We start from the raw sequence: 19,008 nt of genomic DNA, 5'->3' as shown, positions 1-19,008 counted from the left end.
GAAAGCTTTTTCCCGAAGCGTCGGGAGACTAACTACTAAACCACAATCGGAATGGCCATAAATGCAAAAAAGCTATCCACAAAAGTGGAAAGCTTTTCATTGGTCTAACTACTAAACCTGACGCTTTCGCGTCGAAACAACACAACTGCGTTTAAGGCGTCAAACGGAAACTGTTAAATTTCCTAACCTCAATTGGGCAAAAAAGCACTTTGTTTCCAAAGTGCTTTCCCAATTTTCGCGGTCTGGACGGGACTCGAACCCGCGACCTCCGCCGTGACAGGGCGGCATTCTAACCAACTGAACTACCAAACCTTGCGCTGAATTGCGAGTGCAAAGATAGAACGGATTTTCATTTCTGCAAGTGTTTTCAAAAAAAAATCCAAACTATTTTTTACTTGTTTAACCAAAAGCTTGTTTCTCAACAAGGTATGTCGTCATAATTTTTTCGAAATCCGGACCCACATTTACCGGAATGTACTTAATCCGGTTCTGGGCGCACGTCATCGCAAGCTTCTTGAAATAGGCCGCAGCTTGTTTTTCGTAGGCATCCTTGACGTTATCGGCAAAAATATTGATCTCTTCACCCGACTCGAGGTCTATGAATTTACGTGGCGCGTTGTCGAAATCGAAACTCAATTCGGTCTTGCTGTCGATCACATGGAACAAGACTACCTTGTGTTTATCGTGCTTGAGATGCTGCAACGCGCTGAACAGTTTTTCCTCGTCTCCCGATTGGAACATGTCGGTAAACAAAATGATCATCGAACGACGGTGCATCTTTTCGGCGATCTGATGCAGATATGTAACCGTATCCGTCTGTTTTGAAACCTTCGGATTCTCGAGCAGACCTTCCAGTTTGTCGAGCAGCATCCGATGATGGCGATCGCTCCCTTTTTCGGGCGAGTAATATTCGTACGAATCCGAAAAAACGCTCAATCCGACGGCGTCGCGCTGCTTTTTGAGCAGGTTCATCAACACGGCGGAAGCCAATACCGAAAACCCGATCTTGTTGTAAAAAAACGGCTCGTCCGACAGTTTCGGATAATGCATCGAACTCGAATTGTCAATTATCAAATGACAACGCAAATTCGTCTCTTCCTCGAAACGCTTGGTATACAAACGATCGGTTTTGGCGAATAATTTCCAGTCGATGTGCTTGGTGCTTTCGCCGGCGTTGTACGTTTTGTGTTCGGCAAACTCGGCAGAAAATCCATGAAACGGACTTTTGTGCATGCCCGAAATAAACCCTTCGACGATTTGGTTGGCGAGCAGTTCGAGGTGCTTGAAACTTGAGATTTTCTCTAATTGGGAATCGATCTTCATAGTTCCAAATATAGAGATTCGGGATTCTTTATTTCTATTATTTATTATTTTTTTGGGCGTTGCCGCGGCTGGAGAAACTGTCGTTTTTTAGAAACCTCAAAGGTTTTGAAAACCTTTGAGGTTTTACCAAAGAACATCCCTAAAAAGGTAAAAGGCCGGCTACCACAACCGACCTTTAGCCCAAGCAGAAACGCTCATCTGCCAGGGCAACCTAACTCCCATAACCTGAATAAATCAGTTCTGTTTTTCCGATAATTTTTCCTCTATCGCTTTAAGACGCGCCTCGAGATCGCTTACTTTTTGCTCAAGTGCGGCATTTTTTGACTGTTCGTTTTCGATGATCGTTTGTTGTTCCTGCACGGCTTTTACCAAAGGCACGACGAATTCGGCATAGCGCAGCGAATACAGATCGTTCGCGTTTTTGGGTTTTTCGATGCCGTTGAAATCGAATCCTACCGCTTGAGCCGCAGCATCGACTTCCTGTGCGAGAAATCCGGTTTGGACGATGCTTTCAAGATCATATTTGCCTTCCCAATCGGTTTTGTCCTTGTCGGCTCCAGTGAGTTCGCTCTGGCGGTGGATGTCGAGATTGTACGTGACCGGATTCAGCTTCGAAATGAAACTCAAGCCCGGAACATTGCTTTTGATGTTCTTCTTGATGCGTGCGTCGCTGTACGTTCCCCACCCGACCTGTCCGCGGATCACGGTAACGGCCATATTGCCTATCTCGACCATGTTCGAAGCCGAGGATGCCGTCCCGACGTTATATCCCAAAGCGGTATAATTGCTCACGTTATTCGGAACCGGATAGGCATTGTAACCCACGGCCGTATTGAAATTCCCGGTCGTATTGTTGTACAAGGCGCGCGATCCGAAAGCTGTGTTGCTCGCACCCGTCTGGTTGTTGTACAACGCGTTGAACCCTACCGCGGAATTCTGTGCGGCGTTGGTGTTCGCCTGAAGCGCTTCGGTTCCCATGGCCACGTTGCTCGAGCCCGTACTGTTCGTGTAAAGCGTACGATAACCGACGGCCGTGTTGTTCGTTCCCGACGTATTGGTAAACAACGCTTGCGCACCGACCGCCGTCTGGTTGGAAACCCCATTCGAATTTGCGAGGCTTTGGTTGCCGATCGCGACGTTGTTGTTTCCGGTTGCGGAATCTTCCAAAGCGTTCGTACCGAATGCCGCATTTCCCGTACCGCTCGTGTTTTCGTACATCACGTGCTGGCCGAAAGCCGAATTGTCTGTGCCTTGATCGTTTTTGTAAAGCGTATACGTTCCGTAAGCCGAGTTGCGCGCCCCAATCGTGTTCAGCAACATCGAAGCGTATCCGGTCGCCGTATTCAACGATCCGGTACTGGTATTCGTCAAAGCCGAAGAACCGACGGCGGTGTTGTAATTCGACGTGTTGACTTTGAGTGCTTCCGAGCCGATTGCGGTGTTGTTCTGTCCGCTTGACGAAGTCGAAAGTGCTTCATATCCGATACTGGTATTGTTGATGCCGTTCGCATTGAATCGCAACGCCCGCGTGCCGATTGCCGTATTTCGCGTTCCGATCGTATTAGCGCCCAACGCTTCCGACCCGATCCCGACTTGCTCGTTCACGGTGTTGTCGCTCAATGCGCCTCGTCCGATCGCGATGTTGTTGTCTGTGGCGGTACTGGTTTGCAACGCGCCGAACCCGATGCCGATATTGCCGCTTCCGCTGATGTTGTTCAGCATCGCATTGATTCCGAAAGCCACGTTATAATTTCCGATCGTATTGCCCTGAAGCGAATGGTAGCCCGCGGCCACGTTACCGATTCCGGTCGTATTGCCCATCATCGAACTGCTTCCCATTGCGATATTTCCCCATCCCGTCATCGCCGAACCATACAACGCATTCGATCCGACGGCGATATTGTCGTTGCCTGTGGTGTTCGAATAGAGCGCGTTCGGGCCAATCCCGATGTTGAAGTTGCCATCGGTACCCGAAAAAAGCGCGCGATAACCCAAAGCGGTATTCGAATAACCGTTCGTATTCGCATACATGGCCTGATAGCCGACAGCCGATGAATATTGTGTCGATGGCGAGCTATACATCGCCTGATAACCCAAAGCGGTCAGGTTCGATCCTGTCGAATTGGCCTGTAAAGATTGGTATCCTAAAGCGGTATTTCGGTTTCCTGACCAGTTGTTGTACATCGACAACCCGCCAACGGCCGTATTGTCTGTACCCGTAGTATTCAAATATAAAGCATGGTTACCTATGCCCGTCTGATTGGAACCCGTACTTTGGAAAACGGCTTCGCTCCCGACCGCGGTATTGCCCGTTCCGGTCGTATTCACATAGGCCGATTGATAACCGACGCTGGTATTGTCTGTACCCGTCGTATTGGCATTCATTGCACCGAAACCTACACCGGTGAGACCCGACGCCGTATTGGAAGCAAGCGATTGATGCCCTAATGCCGTATTGAAATTTCCGACCGTGTTGCTGTAAAGCGCATTTTGCCCGAACGCCACGTTCGCACCGCCCGTCGTATTCATGAATGCGGCGCGCTGCCCGACTGCCGAGTTGCCCGCACCAGTCGTATTAGCCTGCAAAGAGCTCACACCGACGGCCGTGTTGAAATTTGCGGTCGTATTCTGTGACAAAGCATTATCTCCAACAGCCACGTTAGAGCCGCCTGTCGTATTTTGCCAAAGCGCTCCTACTCCTATTCCGGCATTATAACTTCCTGTCGTATTGAAATACATAGTCGTCGAACCCAAAGCGACATTCCTGAACCCTGTCGTATTAGAAAACATACTGCCGTAACCATGAGCTGTATTGTGATTACCTGTCGTATTGGTAAACATCGAATTCACGCCCGAACCCGTGTTGAAATCGGCGGTGTTGGCTTTGAGTGCATTGAATCCTACCGCGGTATTGTAGCCACCCGTTTGGTTGTTCAAAAGCGAATAGGTTCCGACGGCGGTGTTGTATTGACCTGTGGTATTGCCCGCAAGCGCTTGTTGGCCGAGACCTACGATACCCGAAGCCGTATTGTGATACAGCGCGTTATTCCCGACGGCGGTATTTTGGACTCCGGCCTGGTTGGTATACAAAGCGTTCATGCCCAAACCGACATTTTCGCCTCCAGTCGTATTCGAGAATAAAGCGTTGACGCCATTTGCGGTGTTGTACGAACCGGTCGTGTTGGTATACATCGAATTCACGCCTCCGCTCGTATTGTTCGATCCCTGGCTCACGATTTGGGAATTGTATCCGATGGCTGAATTGTATCCGCCCGTCGTGTTGTCGCGCAACGAGAAACTTCCGACGGCAGTGTTGTACAGCCCGCTTGTATTCTGTAGCATCGAATTGACACCTACCGCCACGTTTCCCGAACCGGTATTGTTGTACAGCGAATTCGTGCCGACCGAAGTGGAATTGGAACCGGTTTGCCCGATACGCATTGCATTCGTGCCGACCGCAACGTTATTGGCTCCGGTTTGGTTGCCTTCGAGCGCACTGGCTCCGAGGCCCACGTTCCAGTTTCCTGTAGTATTGCTGGCCAAAGCGCCGTTTCCGACTGCCGTTCCCGCATTGGCCGTGGTATTGGCCCGAAGGCTGAAGCGCCCGATAGCCGTATTGTAATTTCCGGTGGTGTTGAAACGCAACGCATCAGAACCGTTGGCGACGTTGTAAAATCCGGTAGTGTTCGCATACAAAGCCGCATCGCCAATCGCATTGTTCTCGAGTCCTGTCGTGTTGTTGGTCAAGGTGAACGATCCGAAAGCGACGTTCCACGCGCCCGTATTCAAATCGCTGATCGACGTGTTTCCGAAAGCTGTCGTAGATGTGCCGAGAATTCCCGATTTGATGTTGTTGCGCCTGAAAATTATGTCGACGTTATCGGTCGTTCCCATAAAATTCGTTGCCACAGCGGTGCCCGAATTTCCGGTAAGCGCCCATCCTTTATCGCCGAAAACACCCTTCCAGGCCGTGGCCGTATTGTCCCAATAGTAATATCCCGATGGTTGGCTCGGGCCAAGAGTCGTGGTCAGATATACGAGCATCCCGTTTTGGGCGACTCCGGGATTACTCGCCGGAAACGCATCGACACGCGGAATCAGCAAACCGTCCGTAATGCTTGGACTTGCCTGATTTACAGCACGGATGTCGAGTTGCGCCCCGGGTGTCGTGGTATTGATACCGACCTGCGCCTGCATCGAAACCGCTCCCAAAAAGATTCCGATTATGAGTAGAATGTTTTTCATCGTATGTCGTTGTTTTTCAGGCGCAAATATCTATTTACGGCTCACGTCAAAAAAGATGAAATAGACAAACGACATTTTAAATAGACTAACGTTGAGGATGTTAATTATTTTTTAAATTTGAAAGAACATGAAAACCTACAGCTGCCTCATACTCGACGACGACGAGCTGGATCGCCTCAGCGTGGTTTCGCACGTAAAGCGTTTCCCACAGTTTGAAATAAAAGGCGTTTTCTCGGAGGCAGGCCCGGCTTTGGATTTACTTCTCAAGCAAAAAATCGACATACTGTTTCTCGACATCGACATGCCTGGTATCAACGGACTAGAATTCCGCGAGATGGCCGAAGAAGTGCCCGTGTGCATTTTTATTTCGGCCCATCCGGAACACGCGATAGAAACGTTTGCGCTCGACACGCTCGATTTTATCGTCAAACCGTTAAAACCCGACCGATTTGCACAAACCGCCCAAAGGATAGAAGATTATCTTGATCTCAAGGAAAAAGCGTCGTTGTTCGAAGCTTCGGTTGGCGGAGACGTGATTTACATCAAGGAAGGTTACGAGCAGACCAAGATAAAACTGCACGACATCCTGTATTTAGAGGCGCTCAAGGATTACACGAAAATCGTGACCAACGCCAAAAAGCACTGTGTTCTTTCGAATTTGGGCACGTTGCTCAAAGAAACGACATTCAGTTCCTTCATCAGGATACACAGGAGTTTCGCCGTACAGAAACAGTTCATCCAGAAAATTTTGCCTAACGAAGTCGTGCTGCACAACGAGGTTTCTGTACCCGTCGGACGCAGCTATCGCGACAACCTGAACACTGTTTTATGAGGAAAACGCTACTTTTTTTGATTTTGCTCTTGTCGGTTTTCGCGTTTGCGCAAGACCAGCAATTGGACTCGATGATCGTAGCTTTGAAAAAACAGAAAAGCATCGAAAAATGTAGAACCCTGAATTCGATTTCCGATTTTTATTTCCATAAAGACCCTGTCATCGGACTCAAGTATGCCGATGAAGCCTTCGTTCTCGCCTCGAAAATCGGATACGAAAAAGGCAAAGCGGACGCCTTGCTTCAAAAAGGCCGGCATTTGATGATAAAAGGCGATTACGAAAAATCGCTCGCAACGCTCGACCAATCGCGCAAAATATCGCTTGCATCGAAAGACGCTTGTTCGGTCGGGATGGCGTATATGGAAACCTGAACCGTATACGGCAACCTCAGCAAATTTCCCGAAGCTTTGGATGCATCTTTCCAAGCTATCCGAAATCTTGAAAGTTGTAAATCCGGTGCTTCCAAAACGTCCTGCATCGCTTCGTGCTACCAAAATATCGCGAACATCTACAACGCTTCCGAAAGCTTCGAAAAAGCACTCGAATACTATGAAAAAGCGCGTCGCGAGTGGCAATCGGTGCCGAATGAGGAAATATCGGCCGCAATGAATCTCGCGAGTAAAGGCATCGTTTATGAAAAGCAATCGAAGTATGACGAAGCGTTGAAAGTGTACAGCGAGGCCATCAAGCAATTGCAGCCTTTGCATGCCGACGTGCCTTTGGCATATGTGAACAGTTGGATTGGGGAAACTTTTCTGTCACTCAGCAGATTCGACGAAAGCATCGAAAGCTCCCAAAAAGCCTACGCCGTGATCTCGCAAATCGGCGACCTTGACCTGATGGCGTCCACCGTGCAGAATATCGGCGCTGCCACGCTCAAAAAAGGGATCGGTTTGAACAATGGCATGTTGGCCAAACAGGGTTTCGAAAAACTCACCGAATCGCTCAACATGCACAAGGAACTCAACAACCACGAAGGTTTGATCAGCGATTACGAGTACATCGCCCAATACCATAAATTCACGAAAGACTACGCAAAGGCACTCGAAGCCAATGAAAAACTCGCGATTTACAAAGATTCGGTGTTTAATTTCAAAAACAAGCAAACGCTTGAGAACCTCGAAAACCAGCGCACGATCGAACTTCGCGACAAAGAATTACAAATCAGCAAACTCACCATCGACAACAAAGAAAAACAGAAGTGGTATTTAATCGGGGCGATTTTACTGTTTGCCGTAATCGGACTTTTGCTGTTCAACCAAAGCCGCAACAGGCGCCGTACGAACCAGAAACTCCAAACACTGAATGCCGAATTGTATGAAGCCGACCGCGTCAAGACACGTTTCTTCAGCATTCTCAACCACGATTTGCGCGCTCCGGTCGCACGGCTTATCGGCTTTTTGAAATTACAGAAAGACAATCCCGAACTGCTCGACGACGAAAGCAAGACGCGTATCGAAAACCAAACGATGACGTCGGCCGAAAACTTGCTCGAATCTATGGAAGACATGCTGTTGTGGACCAAAGGCCAAATGGAGAATTTTAGTCCAAAGCCTCGAAAAGTCTCGATTTCACAAGCATTTTCAGAAATCAGGCAACACTTCGGCGACGTGAGAAACGTGAAATTCGAGTTCGAAGATTGCGGTCTTTCGGTCACTTCCGATCCCGATTATCTCAAAACCATTTTGCGCAACCTTACGGCCAACGCGGTAAAAGCGCTCGAGAACCAAACCGACGCGACCATTACCTGGAAAGCCTTCGAACAAAACGGCAAAACCCTGCTTTCGATCACCGATAACGGGCCGGGCGCAAGTCAGGAACAATTCCGCGCGCTGTACGACGAAAAAGAAGTCGTCGGCATCAAGACCGGATTGGGATTGCACCTGATCCGCGATTTGGCAAAAGCTATCGACTGTACGATTTCGGTGGCTTCCGAACCTTCAAAAGGCACGACCTTCACGCTTTCGTTCAACAATGACCAATAAAAAAGCCCGAAGTTTCCCTCGGGCTTTCGTTATATTCTGATTCGCTTACAAAGCAGCGTTCAATGAATCGGCATACGTTTGTTTAGGAGCGACTCCAACCTGACGGTTCACGACCTCACCATTTTTGAAAGTCAACACGGTCGGGATGTTACGGACTCCGTATTTAGCCGCAAATTCCTGGTTGGCGTCTACGTCTACTTTACCGATAACGGCTTTGCCTTCGAATTCTTCGCTGATCTGGTCGATGATCGGGGCGACCATTCTACACGGTCCGCACCAAGCGGCCCAAAAGTCTACCATTACAGGCTTTTCTGATTTCAATACTACTTCCTCGAAAGTAGCGTCTGTTATTGCTAGTGCCATAATATATTTTATCTAAAAGTTGTTTTTACCCTGCAAAAGTAGGCAAATTAAAGGTATGGATTTTAACTTTTGGGATTGGAATTTGCTATGCTAAAATTGTCTGAAATTATTTGTGAAAATGTTAAGACGTTGACCGGTTCCAAACGTCAATTCAGTTTGAAACGCACGTCCAATTTCTCAAGTTCGACAAGCAATTCCGTACAGATATTGATTTTCACTTTACGGCTCGACATCGAAAGTTTGGTCACCAAAACCGTTTCCTCGACTTCGGTCGGGATTTGCACTTCAGCTTCGACTGTACCGTCTTCTTCTGGGTTTTCTTCATCGCCTGCGGTCACAGTCTGGATGATTTGCCTGCGCACGGTTTCGGTTTCCACAATATCGAAACTCACTGGATTCGCACCCGAATTGAGTTGGAACAAATGACTCAAATGCGTAATCAGATCCGATCTCAGGTCTTTGATATTAAGGTTCACCGTGAGCTTTTTCGCTTGAGACGCAAGTACATCCTGAAGCATTTTGACTTCGAGAAACTGCAATCTCGGCTCCGAACGTTTTCCGGTTTCCTTATTGACCCAACCTTCGCGCACATTCACCTTGAAATGCAGGAATTGGTTCTGCGAAAGATAATGCCTGAACTTGAGGAATTCCTCGTCGAACATCTTGAACTCGTAGCTTTCGTCGAAACCTTCGAGCGTGAAAATACCCCAATCTTTGCCGTTTTTGGCCGTGCGGTATTGCACATTCGTGACGATCCCGGCAAACGTGAGCGTCTTGTTCACATGAGCTTCGAGATTCTTGAGATGCTCGAGTTTGGCCGAACAGAAGTACTTCATCTCAAATCGGAAGTCGTCGAGCGGGTGACCCGAAATATAGATCCCGACCACATCTTTCTCGCGCGCCAGTTTTTCCATCGTACTCCATTCCTCGCAAGGCGGCACCGATGGTTCGGCAATCTGCACTTCGCTCGCTTCGCCGAACAACGAAACCTGTGACGAGTTCTCGTTTTCCTGGAATTTCGATCCGTAGCGCATCGCCTTTTCGAGGAAGGTGATGTTTTCGGTCGCGTCCGAATGGAAATATTGGGCGCGGTGCGTGTCCTCGAAAGTGTCGAATCCGCCCGCCAATGCAAGGTTTTCGAACGCTTTCTTGTTCGCCGCTCTCAAATCGATTCTTTTCGCCAAATCGAAAATGGACTTGTATTTTCCGTCTTTTCTAGATTCGACGATGGTTTCGACCGCACCACCACCGACGCCTTTGATCGCACCCATACCAAACCGGACGGCGTAATCCTCGTTTACGGTAAATTTATAATACGACTCGTTCACGCAAGGACCCAAAACCTGCAAGCCCATACGCTTGCATTCTTCCATGAAGAACGAGACTTGTTTGATGTCGTTCATGTTGTTGGAAAGTACCGCCGCCATATACTCTGCGGGGTAATTTGCCTTCAGGTAAGCCGTTTGGTACGCGACCCAAGCGTAACACGTCGAGTGCGATTTGTTGAATGCGTATTCGGCGAACGCTTCCCAGTCTTTCCAGATTTTCTCGAGGACTTTGGGGTCGTGGCCGTTCTGTTCCGAAGCCTGGTTGATGAATTTCGGTTTCATCTTGTCGAGAACGTCCTTTTGTTTTTTACCCATCGCCTTACGCAGAACGTCGGCATCGCCTTTTGAAAAGTTCGCGAGTTTTTGCGACAGAAGCATTACCTGCTCCTGATAGACCGTAATTCCATAAGTTTCTTTGAGGAATTCCTCGCATGCCTCGAGATCGTACGTGATTTCTTCTTCGCCATTCTTTCTCTTGATGAATCCCGGAATATAAGCAATCGGACCCGGACGGTACAAGGCGTTCATCGCGATCAGGTCGGCAAAAACCGTCGGACGCAATTCCTTCATGTATTTCTGCATGCCGGGCGATTCGTACTGGAAAATCCCGACCGTTTCGCCACGTTGGAAAAGTTCGTAGGTCTTTAGGTCGTCAAGCGGGAAATTCTCGGGGTCGAGCTCGATTCCGGTCCTGTATTTTACGAGCTTGACGGTGTCCTTGATCAGGGTCAACGTTTTGAGACCCAGGAAGTCCATCTTCAAAAGTCCGGCCGATTCCGCGACGGCGTTGTCGAATTGGGTCACGTACAGATCCGAATCTTTCGCGGTCGTTACAGGAACGAAATTCGTGATGTCGTCCGGCGTGATGATGACGCCGCACGCGTGGATTCCGGTATTCCGAAGCGATCCTTCCAAAACTTTCGCCTGCTGGATGGTTTCCGCGGCAAGCGATTTTTCCTGCGCCATCGCGATCAATTCCTTGACGCGGTCGAATTCTTCGGCACGCAAAACTTTCTTGACTTCACCCTCATTTTCGGAAAGGAAACGCGCCAAGTTCCATTTTCCCGGCATCATTCCCGGAATCAATTTGGCGATCCTGTCGGCTTCGAACAACGGCAAATCGAGTACACGAGCCGTATCGCGAATCGCCGATTTGGTCGCCATTTTACCGTACGTGATGATCTGCGCGACCTGGTTCGAGCCGTATTTCTTGATTACGTAATCCATAACGGATCCGCGTCCTTCGTCGTCAAAGTCAATATCGATATCGGGCATCGACACACGATCCGGATTCAAAAAGCGCTCAAAAAGCAAGTCGTATTTGATCGGGTCGATATTCGTGATTCCAAGGCAATACGCAACAGCCGAACCTGCCGCCGATCCACGTCCCGGGCCGACCGAAACACCCATTTGGCGAGCCGCAGCGATGAAATCCTGAACGATCAGGAAGTATCCGGGATAGCCCGTTTTTTCAATCGTAAGCAACTCGAAGTCGAGGCGTTCGCGTACTTCGGGAGTCAATCCTTCTTCGCCGTAGCGTTTTTTCGCGCCTTCGTAAGTTAAATAGGTGAGGTATTTGTTTTCGCCACGTTTTCCGCCGTCGGCATCGTCTTCGGCAAATTGGAATTCGGTCGGAATGTCGAATTTGGGAAGCAAAACGTCGCGATACAACGAATACGTTTCGATCTTGTCGATGATCTCGCCTATGTTCGCGATGGCTTGAGGCACATCCTTGAACAAAGCTTTCATCTCGTCGGACGACTTGAAATAGTATTCCTGATTCGGCAAACCGTAGCGATAACCGCGTCCGCGACCGATAGGCGTCGATTGTTTTTCGCCGTCTTTGACGCAAAGCAAAATGTCGTGGGCGTTCGCGTCGGTCTGGTTCGCGTAATAGACGTTGTTCGTGGCGACTACTTTTACGTTGTGTTTCTTAGAAAACGACAACAGCGTCTGGTTCACGCGGTTTTCGTCTTCCTGCTTATGGCGCATGATTTCGAGGTAGAAATCGTCACCGAATTGATCTTTCCACCACAATAGCGCTTCTTCGGCTTGGTTTTCACCGATATTGAGAATCTTGCTCGGAATTTCGCCGTATAGGTTTCCCGACAAGACGATAAGATCTTCTTTATATTGTTCGACGGCTTTTTTATCAATACGAGGCACGTAATAAAATCCTTCGGTATACGCGATCGAAGCGAGTTTCGCGAGGTTGTGGTAGCCTTTTTTGTTTTTCGCCAGAAGTACGACTTGGTAGCCGTTGTCTTTTCGGGTTCGGTCGAGTCGGTCTTCGCAGATGTAGAACTCGCATCCGACGATCGGTTTCATTTCGACTTCGGTCGGGAGCTCGCCATTTTCTTCGGCTTCCTTATTTTTTGCGGATGCAGCTTTGTTGTGATTCATGACCGCAGACACGAACTGGAACGCGCCCATCATGTTCCCGACGTCGGTCATCGCGACGGCAGGCATTTTGGCTTTGGCAGCGGCGGCAACGAGATTCGGAACGGAAATCGTCGATTGGAGCACCGAAAATTGTGTGTGATTGTGAAGATGCGCGAAAACGGCATCGGTCAAATCGGCCGAAACCGAAATGTCGTCGAGACCGGCATCGGCTTCGTCCTGCTTTTGACGCAATCTTTCACGGATCGCATCCGAAGCCGCTTTCAGGTTGACGTGGCGCAATCCTATCGATTTGATTTCCGATGGATTCTGCGTCTTGAAATTTGCGTAATAATCGGTTTGGACGCCCAATTCCTCTTTCGTGAAAATCTCGCGTCGGATCAATTCGAGGAAACAGCGCGTCGTGGCTTCAACGTCGGCAGTCGCGTTGTGCGCTTCGGCAAACGGCGTGTTGAAAAGATACTGGTGCAATTCGGTCAAGGTCGGAAGCTTGAATTTTCCGCCACGACCTCCGGGAATCTTCAACAATTCCGCAGTCACTTCGGTACAAGTATCCAAAACCGGCAATTCCGCGAGTTTGTTCGCGACGCCCAAACGGTAGAATTCGCACCCCATGATGTTCACGTCGAAACCCACGTTCTGCCCGACGATGAATTTGGTTTTGGAAAGCGCTTCGTTGAATTTCTCGAGAGCGTCCGAAAGCGAAATCCCGTCTTCGATCGCAAGTTCGGTCGAAATCCCGTGGATGCGTTCGGCGTCGTACGGAATGTTGAATCCGTCAGGTCTTATCAGAAAATCCTGATGTTCGACAAGGTTGCCCAACTCGTCGTGCAGCTGCCATGCAATCTGGATGGCGCGCGGCCAATTGGATGTGTCCGAAATCGGGGCGTCCCAACGCTTCGGCAAACCGGTTGTCTCGGTATCGAAAATTAAGTACATAGCTGTAAACGTGGAAGTTTTGGGCGATTGGATTGCAAAACGCAGAATGCCCAAAAATAGTTTTTTTGGAGCTTAGTCAAAAGCCAAAATTATCAACAAAACGCGACGTTTTTCCACTTTGAAGATTTAACAAAATGTACATTTTTTCTGTACTTCGGCAAGTGGTTTTTTCCGCAGGGACACACTCGCCCCTTCCCTGAAGGTAAGATCGGATTTTAAAGGACACGGCCAATACAGAAAAACCGTACTTCTTGTTAAAAGTAGCGACGACAACCCTATCACTAAATCCAGACCATAAAAAAAAGCCACCTTTTCAGATGGCTTCCAAATAGTTTGAATCGCTTTACAAAGCGGGATAAACCGGCACTTTATAGAAATGTCCTTCAATGAAATTCGTGGTTTCGGCCGCGGTAGGATTCTCGGGATCAACAGCATCTTCATCGATAGCGTTGAAACGGAACGTTCCTGTAATGGTCCTTTTGACTTCATCGTACACTTCGATTTCTATCTCTCCGTTTCCGATTCCGGTGCCGGTCGCAAATGTCTTGGTTCCCGAGTCGCCAATCACGACAAAAGTCGCTTTTTTGTTTTCGCTTGTGCCCAAAGTATAGGTTGCAGCGTTGGCCGACGGTACGTTCAACGTCAACGTTTCGAACTGGTTTCCTCCAGAAATCGTAAGGTCGCCTCCAGAACCCAAAGTTGCGGTAACTCCCGGTGCGCGCCAACGGCTTCCGTTTCTCAAACCTTCGAGGGACGGACTGTTGTCGCGGATATCTTCTGTACAAGAACTAAGCGCAACGGCCGTGAACAGGAGTAAAAATATCTTTTTCATGCTTGTAGGTTGTGTTTTTTGTGTGACAAAAATAGCGTTTTGGTCGAAAGACGGACAAAGTAATTAAAAAAAACAAAAGGCCTCATTTTTTTAACATCGCAAAAAACGAGACCTAACTTCTTTGTTTTCAAAAAAAATGTATCTTTGCTCCCTTATTTAACCGGGTCGAGTACCCAAATTTAATCATACGATTATGTCAGTAAAAATCAGATTACAAAGACATGGTAAAAAAGGGAAGCCTTTTTACTGGGTTGTAGCGGCTGATTCCCGCTCAAAAAGAGATGGTAAATACCTAGAGAAAATCGGTACTTACAATCCGAACACTAATCCTGCAACCATCGATTTGAACCTCGACAAAGCTGTCGAATGGCTTCACAACGGTGCACAACCGACAGACACAGCTCGTGCTATCCTTTCTTACAAAGGTGCTTTGTTGAAACACCACCTTGACGGAGGCGTTCGCAAAGGTGCTTTGACTCAAGAAGCTGCCGACGCTAAATTGGCAAAATGGCTTGACGAGAAAGCAGGAAAAGTAACTGCCAAGAAAGACAATCTTGCGTCTGCGAAAGACAAGGCTAAAGCCGAAGCTCTTGCTGCCGAGAAAAAAGTAAACGAAGGCCGTATCGCTGCCGCAAAACAAGCTGAAGCCGAAGCTGCTGCCGCTGCAACCGCAGAGGAAGCGACTGAAGAAGCTACAGAAGAAGCTGCCGAGCCGGCCGCAGAAGTAGACGCTACTACAGAAGCTGTTGCCGAAGAGACTCCTGCTGCTGAAGAAGCTGCTGCCGAAGGCGAAGAAAAAGAAGCTTAATAGTTCGGCGAATGCGCAAAGAAGAATGTTTCTATTTGGGCAAAGTCGCCAAAAAATTCAGTTTCAAAGGTGAAGTTCTGGTCTATCTGGACAGCGACGACACCGAAATGTATGAACAAATGGAATCAGTTTTTGTCGAAATCGGCAAAAATCTGGTTCCATTTTTTATTCAAGACGCCCGATTGCACAAGAACGATTTTCTTCGCGTGAAATTCGAGGATGTCGATTCTGAAGCAGACGCCGAGGCACTTCTCGGAAAAGCGCTTTACCTTCCACTCGATTTATTGCCGAAACTCGAAGGCAACAAATTCTATTTCCACGAAGTCATCGGATTCCATATCGAGGACAAACGTCTTGGCAACGTCGGGACGATTATTTCCATCAACGATTCCGCGGCTCAACCGCTTTTTGAAGTCAAAAAAGGCTATACCGAAATCCTGATTCCGATGATTGACCAATTCATCGTCGAGGTCAACCGCGACCAGAAAAAAATCGTGATGGATTTGCCCGAGGGACTTATCGAGATGTATCTCTAATCAAAAGTTCAACATTCGTTGTTCGTTATTCAACATTCGTTATTCCCGTTTTTTGAAGTCAGAACAACGATTAACGATTAACGAATTTTGAAGTTTCAGTTCAAACAATTTGCCGTTTCCCAAGACCAGACCGCGATGAAAGTCGGCACGGATGGCGTTCTGCTCGGCGCTTGGGCAAAAATCGACCATAATCCTTATTCGATTTTGGACATAGGAACGGGAACAGGTTTGATTGCTTTGATGCTCGCCCAACGTTCATCGGCTGAACAAATCGACGCGCTCGAAATCGACGGAAACGCGTTCGAGCAAGCCGTCGAGAACTTCGAGGAATCACCTTGGAACGACCGCCTTTTCTGCTTCCACGCGTCTTTGGACGACTTCATGGACGATTTGGAAGACGAAGAATACGACCTGATCGTCTCCAATCCGCCGTTTTATTCGGAAAATGTTTCTTCGGGAGATGATGCGAGAGACAAAGCGCGGCAGAACCAATCGTTACCGTTCGAAGATTTGATCGAAGCGAGTGCGGTCTTGCTATCCGACGAAGGAATCCTGTGCGTCATCATCCCATTCAAAGAAGAACAGAGATTCATCGATCTGGCCGAAGCCGAAGGTCTGTTCCCGATAAAAATCACACGCGTAAAAGGAACTCCCGAATCCGAAATAAAACGCAGCCTCCTTGCCTTTTCGAGACAAAAATCCGAAGTTGAAACCGACACTTTCGCGATTGAAAATACGCGTCACGACTACACCAAAGAATATATCGGTCTGACGCAGGATTTCTACCTCAAAATGTAATCAATCCCCAAACTCGACTTCCATCGCAAGCGAATAATTGCGCTGACGCGACCAATGACCGCCAGAATTCGACCAACTTTCTGTGTTGTCGGGATTTTCAAAAGCCGTGATTCCAGGCTCCCAAAACGTGAACGAAGTCGAATTGTATTTCGATTTGGGCGAGCGCTTGTTTTCGTCTATAATCAGCCATTCGATTGCCACGAAAATCCCGTCTCCAGGAACCGGAATGCGCAATTTCTCGAGATTTATCGTCTTGTTCAACGCCAAAGAACCGACAGAAATGATGATGTTCTTGTCGTACAAAAAATCTTTTGGCGAACCGTCTTCATCTACAGAATAAAACCGCAGATTGAACGTCGCATTTTCTGAAGCGCTTGGCTTAATCTTGACTTTCTTTAGGAAAATCGGCTTGTTGCACGTGTTCGGAAAATAACGCGCCATAATCATGGGCGAACCGTTCTTGCCGTCTTTCGAATATTGCAGGAACGAGACTTTCCGGCCTTTGAGCTTGCCGAGTTTGAGCTCGCAACCCTTACCCTTCCCGACTTTGACTTCAGACAGTTCCAAAGGCTTTATCGCGAGAAAAACCGTGTCGTTGTGCTTGATTTCGAGTTTTTCCGTCTCGTAACCGACGGCACTCAAAATGACGTTTTCACCGTTTTTGACCGTTGGCAGCTCAAACGTTCCCAATTCAGTAGTCGTCGTTCCGAAATCGCCGAATTCTTCCCAGACATTTACGAAAGGAATCGGCAATTTCGTTTCAGCATCGACGACCACACCCGAAACTTGAGCGTGTACAAAATCAGTCAACAATAGGAAAAGGAACGCGACAATCCGGATCATCAATTCGGCGATTCTTCCATCACCTGATAACGCTTCATTTCCTCAAGAGGCTCGATCGCGCCGTATTTCGTCCAAAGCGAAGCATCGTATTTCTTGATTTTCTTGTAGGCGAAATCTTCTTCTTTGATACCCGAGAAACTGTCGTCCGAAACTGCCGTGCGCGACATGTTCAGGAATTCGCTTTTGCTCAGAATGTTGCCTTCTATCTTGAAATCGAACGCGACGACATCTTTCTCTTCGTCTGTCAATTCGATGAATTTGAGCGGACGGTTCACGTAGAAATATTGACCCGAAGTTTGGGACGCGTATTGCAGGTAATACCCTTCGGCAACCGGATCTTTCTTGAAAATCACCGTGCCCGAACTCACGTTTTCAGAGTATTTGATGCCCAGAATCAACTTCACGTTCAAGCCTTCGACTTTCCGGCCCGGATACAAATCGTAATCGGCGCGCAATACGGCATAATCGGAATCGGAAACGTAGATTTTACCGCGATAAAGCGCCCGCCCTTTGCGTGGTTCGAATTTGAGGACGTAGGCATAGGAACCGTCCGATAGCAAAACCGTTCCTTCGTAAGTATAGCGATAAATGCTCGGATCGGTCACGAATTCAAGCTTTTGGGAATACAGGAAATTAGAATTCGTACGGATTGACGACAAACGTGTCTTGGCGTTGCTCACATTGCTGACTTTGCTCTTTGCGCTCTTTTTCTTATTGTAATCCTTGCGCAGCGAAACGGTGTCCTTAGAGCCGAACCAGCCGCTTTTTATGCGGTAATATTTGGTCGTGTCGAGGTGTTTGAGCATGAGTTTCGTGGCTTTTTCCTGCATGTCGTCGAGTGAGGACGAGCGGTTTTCGTCTTGCATTTTCGTGGCCTGGACAACGTCGAGCTTGGAGTAATACGACACTTTTTTGGGGTCTTTCGCGTCTGGATCGGTTTTCGGAGACGTGTAATAATTGCCGAGCACGTCGGTGAATCCTTTTGGCGGATGCGTGACCAAACTTTGCATATATCCTTTTATTTCGGAATTCGCTTCTTTGAGGTTTCCTTTGGTAAACCCTGTCGATTTCGTGATTTCGACTTCGAATTTGGACGGATTGAACTGGTTGATCTCGCGCAAAAACAACTGGTCTTTGGCCAAAGTCGGATGCAAGGAATAATTCGCTTTAAGATTCGCCTTGACTTGCGCCATGATGGATTCGGCCGTCGGACGTTCGGCGAGGTTTACGTTATTGAGCTCGTATGAAACTTCGTCCAATTTGATTACGGAATCCCTTGATTGAAGCTGTCCGACGGTAATCTGGATGCCGCCGTAACCCATACACGTAATCTGCAGAACGGTTTCTTCGGATGAACTCGAGGCGGGAATCGTGAAATAACCTTCGCCGTTCGAAATCTGGTTGTCTGAATTGTTGATGAGGATGTTGGCGTACGGAATCGGCTCACCCGATTTTACGTCTACGACACGTCCGCGGATTTGTGCAAAAGCGGCCTGTCCGAAAAGGAAAGCGATAAAAAGCAAGAGTAGATTTTTCATTTTGATCGATGTGTTTGTTTGGTAGACGAAAGTAAATGGGATTTCGTTGCATGCAACTTAAAAAAAAATTCGTTTGGGCTGGATTGGAATTTGGTGAGTGGATGGATTTTAGGATTGGGCGGAGGTTTTGGATTTTAATGTTCGGAATTTATTGGGGATGTTGATTTTAACAATATGTGTAGTTTTTCTGTATGGGAGCCGATGTGAATCGAGGTAAATTGTGGGTGGGCGGTGGTGG

13 protein-coding genes and 1 tRNA gene are annotated in these 19,008 nt (G+C 48.1%); 6 read left to right on the top strand and 8 right to left on the bottom strand.

The annotated features are described in order from the left end of the window. Window positions 1-238: 238 nt before the first annotated feature. The 3 genes from HZF10_RS07055 to HZF10_RS07045 form a co-directional block, all read right to left on the bottom strand. Window positions 239-312, bottom strand: a tRNA-Asp gene (locus HZF10_RS07055). An 87-nt stretch (window positions 313-399) separates the two neighbouring features. Next, window positions 400-1,323 (bottom strand): DUF58 domain-containing protein, encoded by a 924-nt coding sequence (locus tag HZF10_RS07050; RefSeq protein ID WP_176005494.1) that lies wholly within the window; start codon window positions 1,321-1,323, stop codon window positions 400-402. 234 nt (window positions 1,324-1,557) lie between these two features. Then, window positions 1,558-5,568 carry a tail fiber domain-containing protein gene (locus tag HZF10_RS07045; RefSeq protein ID WP_176005493.1) on the bottom strand — a complete coding sequence of 1,337 codons (4,011 nt, stop codon included), beginning with the start codon at window positions 5,566-5,568 and terminating at the stop codon, window positions 1,558-1,560. Window positions 5,569-5,695: 127 nt separating this feature from the next. Here HZF10_RS07045 and HZF10_RS07040 point away from each other — a divergent pair, with 127 nt between their 5' ends. Genes HZF10_RS07040 through HZF10_RS07030 form a run of 3 tightly spaced genes read left to right on the top strand, consistent with a single transcriptional unit; the run spans window position 5,696 to window position 8,385 of the window. After that, entirely contained in the window at window positions 5,696-6,400 is a 705-nt protein-coding gene (locus tag HZF10_RS07040) for a LytR/AlgR family response regulator transcription factor (RefSeq protein WP_176005492.1), read from the top strand. After that, complete coding sequence (locus tag HZF10_RS07035) at window positions 6,397-6,771, top strand: hypothetical protein (protein WP_176005491.1); 375 nt, start codon at window positions 6,397-6,399, stop codon at window positions 6,769-6,771. Before HZF10_RS07040 ends, HZF10_RS07035 begins: the two co-directional genes overlap by 4 nt. Before the next feature lie 36 nt (window positions 6,772-6,807). Continuing rightward, window positions 6,808-8,385 (top strand): tetratricopeptide repeat-containing sensor histidine kinase, encoded by a 1,578-nt coding sequence (locus tag HZF10_RS07030; RefSeq protein WP_176005490.1) that lies wholly within the window; start codon window positions 6,808-6,810, stop codon window positions 8,383-8,385. A gap of 45 nt (window positions 8,386-8,430) precedes the next feature. On the opposite strand, the gene trxA is transcribed toward HZF10_RS07030, so the two are convergent. From trxA to HZF10_RS07015, 3 genes are all read right to left on the bottom strand, one after another. Then, complete coding sequence (gene trxA, locus HZF10_RS07025; protein WP_176005489.1) at window positions 8,431-8,748, bottom strand: thioredoxin; 318 nt, start codon at window positions 8,746-8,748, stop codon at window positions 8,431-8,433. A 146-nt stretch (window positions 8,749-8,894) separates the two neighbouring features. Beyond that, window positions 8,895-13,415 (bottom strand): DNA polymerase III subunit alpha, encoded by a 4,521-nt coding sequence (gene dnaE, locus HZF10_RS07020; protein WP_176005488.1) that lies wholly within the window; start codon window positions 13,413-13,415, stop codon window positions 8,895-8,897. A 343-nt stretch (window positions 13,416-13,758) separates the two neighbouring features. Further along, window positions 13,759-14,247, bottom strand: a complete 489-nt coding sequence (locus HZF10_RS07015; RefSeq protein WP_176005487.1) for a DUF6252 domain-containing protein — start codon at window positions 14,245-14,247, stop codon at window positions 13,759-13,761. Window positions 14,248-14,440: 193 nt separating this feature from the next. Here HZF10_RS07015 and HZF10_RS07010 point away from each other — a divergent pair, with 193 nt between their 5' ends. From HZF10_RS07010 to HZF10_RS07000, 3 genes are all read left to right on the top strand, one after another. Then, window positions 14,441-15,055, top strand: coding sequence for a 30S ribosomal protein S16 (locus tag HZF10_RS07010; protein WP_176005486.1), 615 nt, complete (start codon window positions 14,441-14,443; stop codon window positions 15,053-15,055). An 11-nt stretch (window positions 15,056-15,066) separates the two neighbouring features. After that, window positions 15,067-15,591 (top strand): ribosome maturation factor RimM, encoded by a 525-nt coding sequence (rimM, locus tag HZF10_RS07005; protein ID WP_176005485.1) that lies wholly within the window; start codon window positions 15,067-15,069, stop codon window positions 15,589-15,591. A 135-nt stretch (window positions 15,592-15,726) separates the two neighbouring features. After that, complete coding sequence (locus tag HZF10_RS07000) at window positions 15,727-16,389, top strand: tRNA1(Val) (adenine(37)-N6)-methyltransferase (RefSeq protein ID WP_176005498.1); 663 nt, start codon at window positions 15,727-15,729, stop codon at window positions 16,387-16,389. On the opposite strand, the gene HZF10_RS06995 is transcribed toward HZF10_RS07000, so the two are convergent. Next, on the bottom strand, window positions 16,390-17,232 hold the full coding sequence (locus HZF10_RS06995) for a carboxypeptidase-like regulatory domain-containing protein (protein WP_176005484.1): 843 nt from the start codon (window positions 17,230-17,232) through the stop codon (window positions 16,390-16,392). Next, the gene (locus HZF10_RS06990; protein ID WP_176005483.1) at window positions 17,232-18,770 is read right to left on the bottom strand and encodes a carboxypeptidase-like regulatory domain-containing protein; all 1,539 of its coding nucleotides are present in this window, start codon (window positions 18,768-18,770) and stop codon (window positions 17,232-17,234) included. Before HZF10_RS06990 ends, HZF10_RS06995 begins: the two co-directional genes overlap by 1 nt. Between the last annotated feature and the right edge of the window lie 238 nt (window positions 18,771-19,008).

The organism is Flavobacterium agri (genome assembly GCF_013401995.1).
GTDB lineage: Bacteria > Bacteroidota > Bacteroidia > Flavobacteriales > Flavobacteriaceae > Flavobacterium > Flavobacterium agri.
The sequence above is the reverse complement of the archived record's forward strand: the minus strand, read 5'-3'. Positions and strand labels throughout refer to the sequence as shown.